This is a genomic window from Cohnella caldifontis (genome assembly GCF_029360585.1).
Lineage (GTDB): Bacteria > Bacillota > Bacilli > Paenibacillales > Paenibacillaceae > Cohnella > Cohnella caldifontis.
The window spans coordinates 83,527-99,878 of sequence record NZ_JAQZSJ010000015.1 but is presented as its reverse complement, the minus strand read 5'-3'; the positions used below and the strand labels follow the sequence as shown (position 1 = coordinate 99,878).

The window sequence follows — 16,352 nt, the reverse complement described above, 5'->3', positions numbered from 1 at the left end:
GGATATATGCTTCAACATATATTTTTCTATATACGATTTCCATTATATCTTATTAACCAAAGAGTGGTAAGGAGGCAAGGAATATGGCGATCGAACAGCCGCTTCATCAACCGAATCCGCAAAACCCGCATCAAAACCGGCAAGATCCGAGCCCCTCGCGGCTTCATCGGCAATCTCCGGAAGATCCGCAATCGACTCCTCAGGTGGAATCTGGGGAAAAACTGATCCGCGTGCTCGCGTTCACTTTGATCCTATCCTCGATGAGCGCGACGATGTTCAATTTCGTGATACCCGAAATCCGCGAGGATTTCCGGCTTCCTTTCTCCCAAGTCAGTTGGGTTTCCGCCATTTATTTGTTGATCTACGCGATCGGGGCGGTGATTTACGGCAAACTCGCCGATACGTTCAAACTCAAAAACCTGCTGACGTTCGGGCTGTTCTTTTTCTTCGCGGGGTCGTTGGTCGGGCTGGCCTCGCAAGCTTATTGGATGGTGTTGTTGGCCCGGGTTCTGCAATCGGTCGGCGCGTCCGTGATCCCGGCGACGGCGATGATCATCCCGGTACGCTATTTTCCCGCCGAAACGCGCGGTCGGGCGCTCGGCATCTCCGCGACCGGCCTTGCGACCGGCAACGCCGTCGGGCCCGTCGTTTCCGCGTTGGTCGTCAGTTTTCTCCACTGGCGCTGGCTGTTCTGCATCCCTTTGCTCGTCCTCTTCACGCTGCCGTTTTACCGGAAATACTTGAATCACGAGCAGGGCGGAGGAGGCCGGATCGACTGGCTCGGAGGCGGCCTGCTTGCCGGCACGGTGGCGCTGCTGATGCTGGCCGTCACGACGGGGGAATGGCAACTCGCCGCTGGCAGCGCCCTGTTTCTTATCGGGTTCCTCGCACGGATCCGGACGGCGAAGGAACCGTTCGTCCAGCCCCGGCTGTTCCGGAACCGCCAGTATACGCAGGGGCTTGTCCTGTCGGTGTTGATCATGGGAGTCGGATTCTCCCTTTCCTTGCTGACTCCGCAATTGTTAGCCGACGTGCACCGGTTGGAGCCGGGTTGGATCGGCTTCGCGATGGTGCCGGCCGCCGTCATCTCCGCTTTATTGGGGCGCAAGGGGGGCAAATTGGCGGACGCGAAAGGCAATCCGTTCCTGTTCATGACGGCGTCCGGGCTGCTGATCGTCTGTTTCGCTTTGATGTCCTCTTTCACGGGAATCTCGCCGGTTTGGATCTCGGTTTTTCTCGTGTTCGGCAACGTCGGCCAAATGTTCATCGGGATCGCCCTGTCCAACACCCTTTCCCGGACGCTGCCGAAGGAGCAGACCGGGGTGGGCATGGGGCTCATGCAGCTTCTGAGTTTCCTCAGCAGCGCCGTATCCGCAGGCATTTACAGCAAAGTGACGGACCACGGGGCCGGCCTGTCGCTGAATCCGCTCAACGCCGAGCCGGAATCTTATATTTACGGCAACGTATACGCGGTGCTGGCCCTCTCCCATATCGGCATTCTGGTTTTTTACCGCTTCGTGTTCAGCCGGGTACGGCAAGCCGGGGATTGACCCGTCCGCCCGCTTCCTTTTCCTCCTCCGGCAAGCTTATAATAAGTCAAACGAGAGGAGGAGGGACCCCTCATGGGCTTCCAGACGGAATTCAATTCGGTATGCAAATTCAAGTCGGAGCAGGAGCTCTACGAGCTGCTGGAGTATGGCCGGGGCAAAATGGTGAAGAAGCAGTTCCGCGTCTACCCGACCGGCCAGAAGGTGATCGCCTACGCGCCGGACAACACCGCGGTCGCCATCGTCCGCATCGTGGCTTCGATCGCGGAGATCAATTTCCAGGGCGAAGAAGTGACCGAAGTTGAAATGGAGCTCATCCGCAAGCTGACGGAGGAAGAATCGCGCGTGCAGACGGCGCTGGCGCATGAAATGTTTTTCGGGGAGCAAAAGTAACCTTGGCGCCGTCGCCGCGCTTTGACGCGGCCGGGCCAAGGGGGCTCTACCATGAAAGTCCGGTTCGGTTACGTGGCGATGTCCGTCCAGCTCGAGAACGCCTCGCCGTCGAAAACGATGACGATGAAAACTTTCTCCAAGCTCGCCGACCGTCCGGCCGCCCTGCGGAGGCTGGAGTCGATCGCGCGGGAAAATCTCCATAATACGCTCCGTTTGCTGAAGCATAACCGGTACATGGACGTTCACGTCTACCGGCTGACCTCCAAGCTGATCCCGCTCGCGACCCATGGCGACCTCGAAGATTGGGACCCTTATACGCCGCTCGCCGAAGCATTCGCCGAAGTCGGGGCGTTCGCCAAGGAGCACGAAATCCGCCTGTCGTTCCATCCGGACCATTTCACGGTGCTCAGCACGCCGCGGCCCGAGGTTTACGCCAGCTCGGTGAAGGACCTCGCCCATCACGTCAAGATGCTGGAAATGATGGGGTTGGACGAGCGGGCCACCTGCAACATCCACGTCGGCGGCACCTACGGCGATAAGGAAGCGGCGGGCCGGCGGTTCGTGGAGCATTTCGGCGAGCTCGAGCCCAGGATCGCCCGGAGAATCACGCTCGAGAACGACGACAAAACGTTCACCGCGTCCGAAACCCTCGCCATTTGCGAGCGGGTCGGCGCTCCCATGGTGTTGGACTTGCATCATCATGCCGTGAACAACCCGGGCGGCATCGAAGCGGAAGCGCTGTGGCCCCGCATTCTCCGCACGTGGGACCGCCGCTACGGCGGCAACCTGCCGCCCAAAATCCACGCGTCCAGCCCCAAAAACGCCGGCGATCCGCGCGGACACGCCGATTACGTCGACCCGTTGCCGCTGGTCGATTTCCTGACCCGGGTTGCGCCGGATACGCCGGCCGTCGACGTCATGATCGAAGCCAAGCGAAAGGACGAGTCCCTGTTCCGGCTGATGGAGGACCTGAAGCGATTGGAGGCCGACGGCGCTCCGATCGCGGTCACGGGCGGGGCCGGCATCGAAGTGTATTGCAAACGCTCCTGAAATGCGTTACGTTGGACAAGGAGGCTGCGGGTTCCATTTTTGGCAGCCGTTCCATATCCACGGAGGAGGAGCCGAGAAAATGAGCGGATTGCTGGAAGGCAAAAATATCGTGGTCATGGGCGTGGCGAACGAGCGGAGCATCGCCTGGGCCATCGCGCAATCGTTGGCGTCCCAAGGGGCGCGCCTGGTGTTTACATACGAAAGCGAACGGGTGGAGGAACGCGTGAAAAAGCTGGCGGACACGATCCCCGGCTCGCTTACGCTGCTTTGCAACGTCGGCTCCGACGGGGATATCGAAGCGCTGGCCGCCCGGTTGAAGGAAGAGGTCGGCGTTCTGCACGGACTGGCGCACTGCATCGCCTTCGCCAAGTCGGAGGAACTGGACGGCGAATACGTGGCGACGTCCCGCGCCGGCTTCGCGCTCGCGCACGACATCAGCGTCTATTCGCTGACGGCGGTCGTGCAGCGGCTGTATCCTTTGATGACCGAAGGCGGGAGCATCGTGACGATGACGTACCTCGGCGCGGAACGCGTGCTGCCGAACTACAACGTCATGGGCGTCGCCAAAGCGGCCTTGGAAGCCTCCGTCCGCTATATCGCCGGCGACGTGGGCAAGCACGATATCCGCGTGAACGCCATTTCGGCCGGTCCGATCCGCACCTTGGCGGCCAAGGGCATCGCCGGCTTCAATACGATCCTTAAGCAGGTCGAGGAGAAAGCCCCGCTGCGCCGGACGACGGAAGCCTCCGAGGTCGGCGACACCGCGCTGTTCCTCATGAGCCCATGGGCTCGCGGCATTACGGGAGAAGTCATCTACGTGGACAACGGTTATCATATCATGGGGATTTGAGCTTTCGGACGAAGCTCGGACAATCCCAGAGCAGCAGCCATGACGGCTGCTGTTTTTTTTGTAGGCCGGTGACCGGGAGTTGAGGGCCGGTCGGCGTCGTGGTACAGTGAGGAGAATGAAGGAAAGCTGGTGAAAGGCATCATGTGGGGCAGTTTGCTGATTTTGTTCGCGATCGGGGTCGTATCGGCCGTGTTCGGCAGCATCGTGGGACTGGGAGGAGGCGTCATCACCGTTCCGGTTCTGGTGCTGACAGGACAAGCGCTGGCCGGGGAGCCGGTATCGGCGCAGACGGCGGTCGGGACGTCGCTCGCCGTGCTGATTTTCACGGCGCTGTCCGCTAGCTGGACCTATGCGAAGCAGGGCAAGGTGGACTTCCGCAGCGGCTGGCTGATCTTCGCCACCAGCGGCCCGGCGGCCATGGTCGGCGCCCAAGTGTCGCGTCTGATCCCGCAAGGGCCGTTCCAGCTGGCGTTCGGGATCTTCATGTTCGTCATGTTCGGCCTGATGATCGCCCGCGAGAGAATGGCCCCTTTGCAAACGGAGTGGAAAATCAAGCGCACGTTCACGGACGGAGCGGGTAACCGTTACGAATACGGATATAATGCCGGTCTCGCGCTGCTGATCGGATGCGGGGTCGGGGTGGCTTCCGGGCTGTTCGGCATCGGCGGCGGCTCGCTTTTCGTCCCCCTGATGGTGCTGCTGTTCCGGTTCCCGCCGCATGTGGCTTCGGCCACGTCGATGTTCGTCATTTTGCTGTCCTCGGTATTGGGTTCCGCCGTTCACGTATGGCACGGGCACGTCGACTGGCTGCTCTTCGCCGCGCTCGCGCCTGGTGCCCTGGCGGGCGGACGGCTCGGCGCCGTCGTCGCCTCCAAGCTCACCGGCCGCCAGCTCATGCTGCTGCTCCGGGCGACGCTGCTGGCGATGGCCGTGTATCTGATCTACAAGGGCGCGTCCGAAATGTAGAAGATCCGCCACTGGGCGCGCAACCGCGAAGCCGGAGTTTCGTATAAACTATCGACTGACCGATATCATTCATCGCGTAATCTTTTTTCATGATCGAAGCGATTTGAGGGATGCATATGGATAATCAAAGTCCGGAGACCATCGTAGGGGGCAAAAGCTTCACGGCGGTGGCCATTAACTGCGCGGCGAAAGCCGGAGAATGGGTGAAGAGCAGAAGCGGCAATTTCACCCAACTCGATCAGAAGTTTTCGCAGCACGATCTGGTGACGGAAGTGGACAAAGGCGCCGAGAGGCTGATCCGCAATCTGATCGCCACCCATTTTCCCCACCACTCCTTTCTGGGGGAAGAAGGCGTGGAGCCGGGACCGGAGGCTTCGGCCCGGGCGCTGGAAAGCGCGGCTGACGCGGAATATTTGTGGATCGTCGATCCGATCGACGGCACGACGAATTACGTGCACGGCTTCCCGTTCTATTGCGTGTCCATCGCGCTGGCGCACCATGGGCAGGTGATCGTCGGCGTCATTTACGATCCGGTCCGGGACGAATTGTTCCTGGCCGAAAGAGGCAAGGGCGCTTACGTACACGGACGCAAAATGAAAGTGTCGGAGGACGGGGAACTCTCCCGAAGTTTGATCGCCACCGGGTTACCCGCGGACCATTTGCAAGCGCTGCCCGCCAACCTGAAGGGCATCCAGTCGCTTGCGCCGAAGGTTAGGAACCTGAGAGTCGCGGGCTCCGCCGCGCTGCACCTGGCTTACGTAGCGGCCGGACGGCTGAGCGGTTTTTGGGAAGTCGGGCTGAACGCATGGGACATCGCGGCCGGTTCGCTGCTGGTCGAGGAATCCGGCGGGACGATCACGGACATGAACGGGGAGCCCTACCATCTCGGGGTGCGCAACGTGGCCGCCAGCAACGGCCGGATTCACGGGGAATTCATCGGTGCTTTGAAAACGGTTTGACAGGCAGGCCGGTTCGAGGCTATAGTAAAAGCAAGTTAATCATCGTCGGAGAAACGGAGAACACGACGCCCTGTGTGCATCTACGGGTACGTCTGTGTTCTTTTTTGTTTCGCGGAGAGGAGAGTCGGAGCTTTGGAATCCGGATACGTACTGGCGATCGACCAAGGAACGACGAGCTCGCGGGCGATATTGTTCGACCGGGCGGGCCGGGTTTTCGCGATGTCCCAGCGGGAGATCAAGCAGCATTATTCCCAGCCCGGCTGGGTAGAGCACGATGCGAACGAAATTTGGCTGACCGTCCTGGGCGTGATCGCGGGGGTCATTTCGGAGAGCGGGATCCAGCCGGAGGAGATCGCGGCGGTCGGCATCACGAACCAGCGGGAGACGACCGTCGTGTGGGACCGCGTCACCGGCATGCCGATCCATCGGGCGGTCGTGTGGCAATCCCGGCAGACGTCCGAGATTTGCGAGGAGTTGAAGGCGCAAGGGCATGAATCGTTGTTCCGGAGCAAAACGGGGCTGCTGATCGATCCCTACTTCTCGGGTACGAAGGTCAAATGGCTACTGGACCATGTGGAAGGCGCGCGGGAAAGGGCCGAACGGGGGGAGCTGCTGTTCGGCACGATCGATACGTGGCTCGTCTGGAAGCTGACCGGCGGAAAGCGGCACGTAACCGATTACTCGAACGCGTCCCGCACGCTGATGTACAACATTTACGAGCGGAAATGGGACGAAGAGCTGCTCCGAATCCTCGGCGTCCCGGCCTCCTTGCTGCCGGAAGTGCGTTCTTCTTCCGAAGAATACGGGTACACGGTGCCGCACCATTTCTTCGGGAGGCGCATTCCGATCGCGGGCATCGCCGGGGATCAGCAAGCCGCGTTATTCGGCCAGGCGTGCTTCGATAAAGGGATGGCGAAAAACACCTACGGGACCGGCTGCTTCATGATGATGAACACCGGAACCGAACCCGTCGCCTCCGAGCACGGGTTGCTGACGACGATCGCCTGGGGCATCGACGGCCGGATCGAATATGCTTTAGAGGGAAGCATTTTCGTCGCGGGATCGGCCATTCAATGGCTGCGCGACGGACTGCGGCTAATCGGGGACGCGGCCGAAAGCGAGACGGCCGCCGCCCAGGTCGAATCCAGCGAAGGAGTGTACGTGGTCCCCGCGTTCGTCGGTTTGGGAACGCCTTATTGGGACAGCGACGTGCGGGGTTCGGTGTTCGGCCTCACCCGGGGCACGACGAAGGAGCATTTCGTGCGGGCTACGCTGGAATCGCTCGCGTATCAGACCCGCGACGTGCTGGACGTAATGAGGCGGGATTCCGGCCTTAAGCTGCAGGTGCTCCGCGTCGATGGCGGGGCGGTCGCGAACGAACTGCTCATGCAATTCCAGAGCGACATTCTGAACGTGCCGGTGGAGCGTCCCGTCGTGAGCGAAACGACGGCGCTCGGGGCGGCTTACTTGGCCGGCCTGGCCGTCGGGTATTGGAGCGATCCCGGCGAAATCCAGCGGCAGAGGGAAGTCGCCGCCTGCTATACGCCGGCGATGCCGGAGGACCGCCGCGAGAAGCTGTATGCGGGATGGAAGGCGGCCGTCCACGCCGCCATGGCCTTTAAGGTTTGAAATCATAACATCATACTCGGTAGGAGTTTCGGAGAAGCCGCGCGGCATCGCCTCCCCAAAGGACGGCGGTGTATTTGCGGCTTCTTTTCGTTGTTGGCGGAGCCGGGACATCCTCCCGAAATAAAGGAGAAGATCAACCATGAATGGAACTTCGAATGCAAGCATCGCCTTTTCCGGAAAAAACCGGGGAGAATGGATTCGGAAAATGTCCTCCGAGACGTTTGACGTGCTGGTGGTCGGAGGCGGCATCACGGGTTCGGGAATCGCGCTCGACGCCGTGACGCGAGGCATGAAGACGGCCTTGATCGACATGCAGGATTTCGCGGCAGGTACGTCCAGCCGCTCGACCAAGCTGGTGCATGGAGGACTGCGCTATCTCAAGCAGTTCGAAGTGAAGATGGTAGCCGAGGTCGGCAAAGAACGGGCCGTGGTTTACGGCAACGCGCCTCATGTCACCACGCCGGAATGGATGCTGCTGCCCATCTATAAGGGCGGCACGTTCGGGCGTTTTACGACCTCCATCGGGCTCAGGCTGTACGACTTTCTCGCGGGCGTCAAACGGGAAGAAAGAAGAAGCATGCTAAGCGCCCGGGAAACGTTGAATAGGGAGCCGCTGCTTCGTACGGAAGGACTGCTTGGCGGCGGTTACTACGTGGAGTATCGGACGGATGACGCGCGGCTCACGATCGAAGTCGTCAAGAAGGCCGTCGAGCAAGGAGCGGTTGCCTTGAATTACGTCAAGGCGGCACAGCTGCTGTACGATGACCGCGGACAGGTGAACGGGATCGAAGCCCAGAACGTGTTGACCGGGGAAACGTTCGAAATCCGAGCCCAAAAGATCGTAAACGCGGCGGGCCCCTGGGTCGACGTGATCCGCGAAATGGACAAGTCAAGAAAAGGAAAAACGCTGCGACTGACCAAAGGCGTTCATTTGGTTTTCGATCAGAGTCGGTTTCCGCTGCGCCAAGCCGTTTATTTCGACGTCCCGGACGGCCGGATGATTTTCGCCATTCCCCGGGACGGGAAAACGTATGTCGGAACGACCGATACGGACTTCGTCGGGGATCCTTCCGAGCCGGGCGTCACGCCCGAAGACCGCGATTACATCGTGAAAGCGGCGAATGAGATGTTTCCTTCTCTACGCCTAACGACCGCCGATGCCGAATCGGAATGGTCGGGCGTTCGCCCGTTGATTTACGAAGAAGGAAAGTCGCCGTCGGAGATCAGCCGGAAGGACGAAATCTTCCAATCCCATTCGGGTCTCATCACGATCGCCGGAGGAAAGCTCACCGGTTACCGCAAAATGGCCGAGACCGTCACCGACCTGCTGGCGCGCAAGCTTTCCCAGGAAGGCCGCGGGACGTTCGGGCCTAGCGTGACGAAGACGCTGCCGCTTTCGGGAGGCGATTTCGGCGGCGATGCCGCCCGATTCGAGGCGTTCGTGAAAGAACAGACGTCCGCGGGAATGGAGCTGGGCCTTTCGCGGGATGAAGCGGAACGGCTGGCGCGGCGCTACGGCACGAATGCGCCCGCCGTGTTCGCCCTCGTTCCTAAAGTGCGGGAAGACGCGCATCGAAATGAAATTCCGCTGGACCTTTATGTCTCATTGCGATACGGTATGGACGGAGAGATGTGCGCGTTGCCCGAGGATTTCCTGATCCGAAGGACCGGAGCGCTGTTCTTCTCCGTAGATACGGTCCGCCGCCATTACCGGAAGGTTATCCGAATCATGGCGGAGGAATACTCCTGGACGGAGGACGAAATCGCCCGGTACGAACAGGCGATGGATAGGAAAATTCAAGAGAGGAGCAGGCGCATTTGAAGCGTTTCGAGCAGAAGATCATACCCGCCATCCGGCAATTGAAGGACTTGGAAGCGGCGTTCCGGACGGACCATGAATACGTGGTCCTCATGAACGTCCATGTGGCCATGGCCCGGTCGATCGTCTCCCAAGCCGAGAAGAACGGCAAAAAAATCCTTCTCCATGCGGATTTGATCGACGGGCTGAAGTCGGACGAGTACGGCGCCGAGTTTCTCGCCCAGGAAGTCAGGCCGGCGGGGATCATCTCCACGCGGAATAACGTGTTGCTCACGGCCAAGAAGAAGGGTCTGATCACCATCCAACGTTTTTTCCTGCTGGATTCGACCGCATTGGAAAACAGCTTCGTGCAGATCGAGAAAACAAAGCCCGATTTCGTCGAACTGCTCCCGGGCATTATGCCCGTCATCATCAAACAATTCGCGGAAGCGGCCGCCGTTCCGGTCATCGCGGGCGGCTTGATCCGAACCGAGGACGATGTCCGGTCGGCGCTCGAAGCCGGAGCCGTGGCCGTCACGACGTCCCGCAGACCGCTCTGGAACGTTAGTTGATCAGCTTTCGGAGTGAGTATAGCCAGAAATGTCCATCCTATAACCGGGAGTTTGGCGGAGTCGAACTCTCTCTGCGCGGAATAAGGGGGTAACGAACTTGGACAAGAACAAAGAACAGGAAGAAGCGGAGCGACTGCTCGCCGAAAGGCTGACCGAAGGAGAGCCGATATCTTCGAACCCGCAGGAAGAGGCCGTCAGGCGGCTTCCCCCGCGTTGGGAAATTCGGATTCAAACCGAACGCGACCCGGTCGCCGAAGAAACGGCCAAATACCGGACGATGGCGAAGGAAGTCGACGGGCGTTACGACGACCGTTCCGGCGGCCAATAAAGCTAACAAGCGATACGACGCACGCGCATGACATCAAGTGAAGCTAACAAGCGATACGTTCGCACGCTCATCACAGCCAATGAAGCCAGCAAGCGTTACGAGCCCGTTCATCACAGCCAATGAAGACACCAAGCGTTACGATGCGCGCACATGACGACAAAATAAGCGAATGATCGAGTAATGGCCACATTGCCCGCGAATCGAAGTGTTGACCTAACCGCGTGAAAGTGCCTGCCGGGAGACGACCCAAAGCGCGGTTTGGCCCCACGCGGATTTAGCCCCCCGTGCTCAGCTTACCAACCATAAGAGCGTACCGTGCCAACCACACTTTCTTCGAAAACCTTTCATTCCTAAATCCAACCACCTTAATCCATGCAAACAGATCCTGAGGCCAATTACCTTTTACTTGCATCCCGGCCAAATTATCTGGAATGTCCGGATCGTATACTTGCAATTCTAGACTGCGTTCCATCGACGGGCATGCCTAGAGCGTCTTGCCGCCGGATCGAACCGCCTGTCTCCGATTCCTTGCGTAAGCTCTTTACCCGTGATCCTTGGAGTAATCGCACTGAAGTTCAATAGTTTGTGAAAAAGAGCGATGTGGTCATTTGCACCAAATATATAACAAATTTGATTCAAGTAAGCTTGCAGGTGCTTATCTCCGATTCCGCCGCTGAACATGCTGTTGATCCACGTCCTCGCTCCTAGGATCGCGCGGTTTAGATTGCGATTCCTCTCAGGGCCGTAATCCTGAGGGACAATCTTGGGTTCGGGCGCAGAGGGGTCCACGTATTTCTTGATGAGTGCTTGAATGGGCGTCGGCTGAACGACCCGTCTATGGACTTGATCGTCGTCCACCTTGACGATCCGAAGTTGCATGATTTCCCCAAGACGGCTGAACTGGGCAACGCCCAAAACCGTTTTTGTCCATTCCGTCAGGTATGCCGCGGTCGGCATGATCGTCCTACGGTAACGGGCGGGTTGGATTCGAACGATTCCGGTTAGAATCTCTTTCACTAGCGAGTGTCCCATGGCATGACGGATCTTATGGCACATGAGCCATGCTGTCTTATAGGTAACTTGAAGGATTCGGGAAATTTCTTTGGCGCTGTACCCGCTCGGGAGGGCGTGCAAAATCATGGCATGAACCCATTTTCGCAACGGGGTCCGACTGCCCTCCATGATCGTTCCCGAGGTGAGAGAGCTTTGATGGCGGCATTTCCTGCATTCGTATAATTTCCTGCTTCTCGTGTGAATGACGTATGGGTACCGGCCTCCGCAAATCGGACACGAGTAGCCGTTAGGCCATTTCATCCGGAAAATCGCCCGTTCGCAAGCTTCTTCCGTATCGTATTGGCGGCACAATTGCTCATATTCTCGATATGCGGTTGGCAAGAGCATTCGTGAACACTCCTCAAAACTTCCTGTTTTCTTCCATTATACCAAACATATGTTCCTATTTGAAGGAGGGGAATACAGATTCTTGAAAAATTAATCGCTGCGAGCGCTTGGACGGATCGGATACTGCCTCTCTCGCTGCGGATATGGATTAAGAATCGAGGAGGTAATGATGTTCAATACAACGTGATTCCTATTTCCTGACTGACGGGGATATCCCGCTCAATCAGGAAAACGGGAAGGTCAGTCTGGGAACGAGATTACGCACGGCGTGAACACGAGGAACTTTCGAGTAGCCTTTATCGAGCAAGTCGATGAAGATTGAAAATGATTTCGGAAAGTAAGAAAGGGGAGGTGAAAGGAAGGAGGGTGGCGGAGCGTGAAACGAGCGAGATGAAGCGATGATCCAGGCTAGAAAAAACTCCGCCCGTCACCGGACCATAAAACTTGGCCGATTCAGGGGCGGAGTTCAGCGTCAATGCTGCGAAGCCAACTCACGGAAACTGGCGTCCGCCGCGTCCAAAGTCAGATCGATGTCCGACTCCGTATGGGCGGTCGTAAGAAACCAGGCTTCGTATTTGGAGGGGGCCAAGTAGATCCTGCGGTCGAGCATGAGCCGGAAAAACCGGGCGAACGCTTCGCCGTCGGTGTCCTGGGCTTCATCGTAGTTCGTAACCGGATGCGAACAAAAATGGGTGGAAAGGGCTCCGACGATCCGGTTGACGGTCAGAGGCACTCCCCAGCGGTCTGCGGACTCCCGCAGCCCGGCAGCCAAGCGGGCTCCCAGAGCGTCCATCCTCTCGTACACGCCCGGCTCGCGCAAGACTTCCAGGCAAGCCAGCCCGGCCAACATGGAGGCGGGATTGCCGGCCATCGTGCCGGCCTGGTAGGCGGGGCCGAGCGGGGCGACGCGGTCCATGACTTCGGCGCGGCCGCCGTAAGCGCCGATGGGCAACCCTCCGCCGATGATTTTGCCCAGAGCCGTCAGATCCGGCTGAATCGCCGCCGGATCTGGGAACGCTCCGTACGTTTGGGAGGAGCCGTAATGGAAGCGGAACGCGCTGATGACTTCGTCGAAGATGACCAAAGCGCCGGCATCCCGAGCCATGCGGCAGAGGCCTTCCAGGAAGCCGGGCTTCGGCATGACCATGCCGAAGTTGCCGACGATCGGCTCGACCATTACGGCCGCCACATCTTCTCCCCATCGTTCGAGAGCGGCTTTCAGGCCGTCCAAGTCGTTATAGGGGACGGTAATCACTTCGCTGGCGATGCCGGCCGGCACGCCCGCGCTGTCCGGGATGCCCAAGGTCGAGGGGCCCGAACCCGCCGCGACCAGAACCAAGTCGGAGTGTCCGTGATAGCAGCCGGCGAACTTGACGATTTTGGTCCGTCCCGTGGCCGCCCGGGCCACCCGGATCGTCGTCATGACGGCTTCCGTGCCGGAATTGACGAACCGGACCTTGTCCATCGACGGAATCGCGGCTTTCAGCGTCTCGGCCAGCCGGATCTCATGCTCCGTCGGCGTTCCGTACAAGGTGCCGGTTTCGGCTGCACGCACGATCGCCGCCGTTACACTCGGATGGGCATGGCCGGTAATGATGGGCCCGAAGGCGGCCAAATAATCCAAGTAACGGTTGCCGTCGACGTCCCAGAAATAGGCGCCGCTTGCCCGTTCCATGAAAACGGGGGCGCCGCCCCCCACCGCCTTGAACGAGCGGGAGGGGCTGTTCACCCCGCCGACGATATGCCGGAGCGCTTCTTGATACAGCTGCTCCGAACGGTTGCGATTGTTCATTCGCTTTGCTTCCTTTGCTTTCGTTTATTGGGACGATTCGGACGAGTCTTCGGCGGAATCGGTCGATTCGCCTTGAGCGGAGTCCGCCCCCGTCCCTTGGGAGGAATCCTGGGCCAGCGTCGCGGAGACGAACCCTTTGAGGGCGTCCGAATCCCGAATGCCGATGACCGCCGAGCCTCCGACCGTCTCCTCGGAGATCAGTTCCATCGGAGGGATTTGGGCGGAGCCCGCTTGATGGGATTTGTACCCCAGGCTGGCGAGCTTCAGCATGTCGTCGGGAGACATGTTCGTTTCGACGTAAGGCGTCACTTTGGACAAAATGTCCGGGAAGCGGATCAGGTTCCAGCCGGATTTCAGCTTGTCGGCGATGGCCTTCAGGAAATTGCGCTGGCGCTCCGTCCGCGTGTAATCGCTCATCGCGTCGTGGCGGAAGCGCACGTATTGCAGCGCCTTCTCGCCGTCCAGGTGCTGCTGCCCTTTTTTGAGATCGATGTCGAACTTATGGTCGTCGGCCGCATCGGTATAGTGCATGTCTTTTTCGACGTAGTAATCGATGCCGCCCAGGGCATCCACCAGTTTGATGAAGCCTTGGAAATCGACGTAGACGTAATATTGGACGTCCAGCCCGAGCAGGTTGCCGACCGTCTTCATCGCGAGCTCCGGTCCGCCCAGCGTAATGGCCGTATTCACGCGCCCTTTGCGATGATCCGGAATGTCCACGTACGTGTCGCGCAGCACGGAGGACAGGTGGACTTTTTTCGTGGTAGGATCGAAGGAGGCGACCAGCATCGAGTCGGATCGCGCGACCTCTCCTTGCCTAAGCCCCCGTTCGTCGCCTCCCATGAGCAGGACGTTGACCCTCTCCGTACCGGTCCATTCCGGCGGTTTGTACTCCGGCTTGCTATCGAATTGCTTAAAACGGGATTCCGTTTGGGGTTTGCTTAATTGATCGACTTGATGGTAAAAGGAATAGGTCCACCAGGCGGCATAGCCCGCAAGAACCGCCAAGAAGGCGCATATGCCGACCAGCGTCCATTTCTTTCGTTTGGTCATCGGTGACTTCCTTTCCGGACGGATCCTGGGGTAAGATAACATATTATAAAATTATAAAGTTTCGACAGGCGGCGAAGCAAGTTCGCCGTACGGGAGGAAAAACGTGCCGGCTATTGACGTATACGAACTGCGGAAAGCGTTCAAAGTGCAAAAAAACCGCGAAGGATTGGGAGGCGCGCTGAAGGATCTGTTCAAACGCGAATATACCGAAGTCGCGGCGGTGAAGGACATCAGCTTCCAAATCCCGGAGGGGGAAATCTGCGGCTACATCGGGGAGAACGGGGCGGGCAAATCCACCACGATCAAAATGCTGACGGGCATCCTGGTCCCCACCTCCGGACGGATTCGGGTGAACGGCTACGTTCCGTTCGAGGATCGCGAAGAATTCGTCCGCGGCATCGGAGTCGTATTCGGCCAGCGCAGCCAGCTCTGGTGGGATATCGGCGTCATCGAATCGTTCCGGCTGCTGCGCAAGGTATACCGGGTCGGCGAGGCCGACTTCCGCCAAAGGCTGGACGAGCTGGTCTCGACGCTCCAGCTCGAGGAATTGCTGCATCGGCCCGTCCGCAAGCTGAGCCTGGGCCAGAGAATGCGGTGCGAATTAGCCGCGGCCTTGCTGCATCGGCCGTCCATTCTGTTCTTGGACGAGCCGACGATCGGGCTCGACATCGTGGTCAAAACCGAAATCCGGGAATTTCTGAAAAGGCTCAACCGGGAGCATGGAACGACCATTTTGCTGACCACGCACGACTTGCAGGACATCGAGGCGCTCTGCTCGCGCGTCATCATGCTCGATGACGGCCGGATCATCTACGACGGAGGGCTCGACGAGCTGAAGGAAAGATGGAGCAAAGGCCGCGAGGTGCTGTTCCAGTTTACGAACCCGCTTGAAACCGCGGAATTGTCCGGGCTGACGGACGGGCTTCCGGTACGCTGGACGAAGGAAAACGATTTGACCGCCAAAGTGTGGATCCCCCGGGAGCTGAACGTTTCGGACGTGTTGTCGAGGGTCGTCGGCTCGAAAGAAATCAGCGACATCAAAATTTTCGAAACGAACACCGACGAAATCGTCCGGGAAATTTACCAGTCGGGAAGCGCGCAGACGGCGGAAGACGCGAGACGGCTGACCGGCGATGGGCCCGGCGAAGGCGGTGCCGAAGGTTCGGACGGCGTCCGGGAGCCGATTCGCGAGAAAGAACCGGCGGGAGGCGTGCGTTCGTGACCTCCGCGTATCTGGAACTGATCCGTATCCGATTCCTCATGATGCTCGCCTACCGGGTGAATTATTACAGCGGCATCCTGGTTTACGCGATCAACATCGGGGCGTACTACTTTACCTGGAAAGCCATTTACGGGAACGCGGAGACGCTCGCCGGCTTTACGGCCGGGCAGATGACGACTTACGTGGCCGTCTCCTGGATGGCCCGGGCTTTCTACTTTAACAACCTGGACCGGGAAATCGCGAACGAAATCCGGGACGGCAGCGTGGCGGTGCAAATGACCCGGCCGTACAACTACTTGCTCGTGAAAATGATGCAGGGCTTCGGGGAAGGGATTTTCCGCCTCGCCTTGTTCATGGTGCCGGGGATGATTCTGGCGTGCTTGATCTTTCCCGTGCAGCTGCCGACCGATCCGGTCCGCTGGGCGCTCTTTTTCGTCATGATCTGGTTCAGCTTCCTGATCAATTCCCAGCTCAATATCCTGACCGGCTTGTTCGCTTTCTTCGTGGAGAATAACGAAGGCATGATGCGCATGAAGCGGGTCGCGGTCGACCTGTTGTCCGGCGTCATCGTGCCGATGGCGTTTTTCCCGCGATGGTTCGAATCCGTCCTGCAGTGGACGCCGTTTCCCGCGATCACGTATTTGCCGAGCTCGGTCTTCACCGGGCGGATGAGCGGAGCGGAAGCCTGGCAGGCGCTGTTGGTGCAGGCCGTCTGGTTCGCCGTTCTGATCGTCCCCATTCTCGCGATGTGGCGGGCGTCCCGGCGACGCCTGTTCGTGCAGGGAGGTTGAT

General features: G+C 59.1%; 15 protein-coding genes and 1 pseudogene. 12 read left to right on the top strand and 4 right to left on the bottom strand.

Going from position 1 to position 16,352, the window contains the following annotated elements:
- The first annotated feature begins 83 nt into the window (after nucleotides 1–83).
- The 10 genes from PTZ19_RS18800 to PTZ19_RS18755 all read left to right on the top strand — a co-directional run bounded on the left by PTZ19_RS18800 (nucleotide 84) and on the right by PTZ19_RS18755 (nucleotide 10,092).
- Nucleotides 84–1,550 carry an MFS transporter gene (locus PTZ19_RS18800; protein WP_422615016.1) on the top strand — a complete coding sequence of 489 codons (1,467 nt, stop codon included), beginning with the start codon at nucleotides 84–86 and terminating at the stop codon, nucleotides 1,548–1,550.
- Between the two features lie 72 nt (nucleotides 1,551–1,622).
- Nucleotides 1,623–1,940, top strand: a complete 318-nt coding sequence (locus tag PTZ19_RS18795) for a hypothetical protein (RefSeq protein ID WP_276356665.1) — start codon at nucleotides 1,623–1,625, stop codon at nucleotides 1,938–1,940.
- Between the two features lie 51 nt (nucleotides 1,941–1,991).
- The gene (gene uvsE / locus PTZ19_RS18790) at nucleotides 1,992–2,990 is read left to right on the top strand and encodes a UV DNA damage repair endonuclease UvsE (protein ID WP_276356664.1); all 999 of its coding nucleotides are present in this window, start codon (nucleotides 1,992–1,994) and stop codon (nucleotides 2,988–2,990) included.
- A gap of 79 nt (nucleotides 2,991–3,069) precedes the next feature.
- Nucleotides 3,070–3,840: an enoyl-ACP reductase FabI gene (fabI, locus tag PTZ19_RS18785; protein ID WP_276356663.1), complete on the top strand. Its 771-nt coding sequence runs from the start codon at nucleotides 3,070–3,072 to the stop codon at nucleotides 3,838–3,840.
- A gap of 129 nt (nucleotides 3,841–3,969) precedes the next feature.
- Nucleotides 3,970–4,806: a sulfite exporter TauE/SafE family protein gene (locus tag PTZ19_RS18780; protein ID WP_339329342.1), complete on the top strand. Its 837-nt coding sequence runs from the start codon at nucleotides 3,970–3,972 to the stop codon at nucleotides 4,804–4,806.
- A 116-nt stretch (nucleotides 4,807–4,922) separates the two neighbouring features.
- Nucleotides 4,923–5,765 (top strand): inositol monophosphatase family protein, encoded by an 843-nt coding sequence (locus PTZ19_RS18775; protein ID WP_276356662.1) that lies wholly within the window; start codon nucleotides 4,923–4,925, stop codon nucleotides 5,763–5,765.
- Between the two features lie 132 nt (nucleotides 5,766–5,897).
- Nucleotides 5,898–7,394: a glycerol kinase GlpK gene (glpK, locus tag PTZ19_RS18770; protein WP_276356660.1), complete on the top strand. Its 1,497-nt coding sequence runs from the start codon at nucleotides 5,898–5,900 to the stop codon at nucleotides 7,392–7,394.
- A gap of 163 nt (nucleotides 7,395–7,557) precedes the next feature.
- Nucleotides 7,558–9,216: a glycerol-3-phosphate dehydrogenase/oxidase gene (locus PTZ19_RS18765; protein ID WP_422615017.1), complete on the top strand. Its 1,659-nt coding sequence runs from the start codon at nucleotides 7,558–7,560 to the stop codon at nucleotides 9,214–9,216.
- Entirely contained in the window at nucleotides 9,213–9,764 is a 552-nt protein-coding gene (locus PTZ19_RS18760) for a glycerol-3-phosphate responsive antiterminator (RefSeq protein ID WP_276356658.1), read from the top strand. Before PTZ19_RS18765 ends, PTZ19_RS18760 begins: the two co-directional genes overlap by 4 nt.
- Before the next feature lie 97 nt (nucleotides 9,765–9,861).
- A complete protein-coding gene (locus PTZ19_RS18755; protein ID WP_276356657.1) occupies nucleotides 9,862–10,092 on the top strand; it encodes a hypothetical protein in 231 nt (76 codons plus the stop codon).
- Nucleotides 10,093–10,548: 456 nt separating this feature from the next.
- Here PTZ19_RS18755 and PTZ19_RS18750 read toward each other — a convergent pair whose 3' ends face one another.
- From PTZ19_RS18750 to PTZ19_RS18740, 4 genes and pseudogenes are all read right to left on the bottom strand, one after another.
- Nucleotides 10,549–11,253, bottom strand: coding sequence for a hypothetical protein (locus PTZ19_RS18750; RefSeq protein ID WP_276356656.1), 705 nt, complete (start codon nucleotides 11,251–11,253; stop codon nucleotides 10,549–10,551).
- A gap of 57 nt (nucleotides 11,254–11,310) precedes the next feature.
- A pseudogene (locus tag PTZ19_RS25460) lies at nucleotides 11,311–11,493 on the bottom strand (transposase); the annotation flags it as partial.
- Nucleotides 11,494–11,965: 472 nt separating this feature from the next.
- Nucleotides 11,966–13,285: a glutamate-1-semialdehyde 2,1-aminomutase gene (locus PTZ19_RS18745; protein ID WP_276356655.1), complete on the bottom strand. Its 1,320-nt coding sequence runs from the start codon at nucleotides 13,283–13,285 to the stop codon at nucleotides 11,966–11,968.
- A 24-nt stretch (nucleotides 13,286–13,309) separates the two neighbouring features.
- Complete coding sequence (locus PTZ19_RS18740; RefSeq protein WP_276356654.1) at nucleotides 13,310–14,338, bottom strand: LCP family protein; 1,029 nt, start codon at nucleotides 14,336–14,338, stop codon at nucleotides 13,310–13,312.
- A gap of 103 nt (nucleotides 14,339–14,441) precedes the next feature.
- Between PTZ19_RS18740 and PTZ19_RS18735 the strand changes: the two genes are divergently transcribed.
- Nucleotides 14,442–15,560, top strand: coding sequence for an ABC transporter ATP-binding protein (locus PTZ19_RS18735; RefSeq protein ID WP_276356653.1), 1,119 nt, complete (start codon nucleotides 14,442–14,444; stop codon nucleotides 15,558–15,560).
- Nucleotides 15,557–16,351, top strand: coding sequence for an ABC transporter permease (locus PTZ19_RS18730; protein WP_276356652.1), 795 nt, complete (start codon nucleotides 15,557–15,559; stop codon nucleotides 16,349–16,351). The genes PTZ19_RS18735 and PTZ19_RS18730 overlap by 4 nt, the downstream gene beginning before the upstream one ends.
- Nucleotide 16,352: the final 1 nt, after the last annotated feature.

Coding starts and splice junctions, on each gene's coding strand:
- PTZ19_RS18745 (WP_276356655.1), bottom strand. CDS start 13,285: ATGAACAATCGCAACCGTTCGGAGCAGCTGTATCAAGAAGCGCTCCGG.
- PTZ19_RS18740 (WP_276356654.1), bottom strand. CDS start 14,338: ATGACCAAACGAAAGAAATGGACGCTGGTCGGCATATGCGCCTTCTTG.
- fabI (WP_276356663.1), top strand. CDS start 3,070: ATGAGCGGATTGCTGGAAGGCAAAAATATCGTGGTCATGGGCGTGGCG.
- PTZ19_RS18795 (WP_276356665.1), top strand. CDS start 1,623: ATGGGCTTCCAGACGGAATTCAATTCGGTATGCAAATTCAAGTCGGAG.
- PTZ19_RS18800 (WP_422615016.1), top strand. CDS start 84: ATGGCGATCGAACAGCCGCTTCATCAACCGAATCCGCAAAACCCGCAT.
- PTZ19_RS18775 (WP_276356662.1), top strand. CDS start 4,923: ATGGATAATCAAAGTCCGGAGACCATCGTAGGGGGCAAAAGCTTCACG.
- uvsE (WP_276356664.1), top strand. CDS start 1,992: ATGAAAGTCCGGTTCGGTTACGTGGCGATGTCCGTCCAGCTCGAGAAC.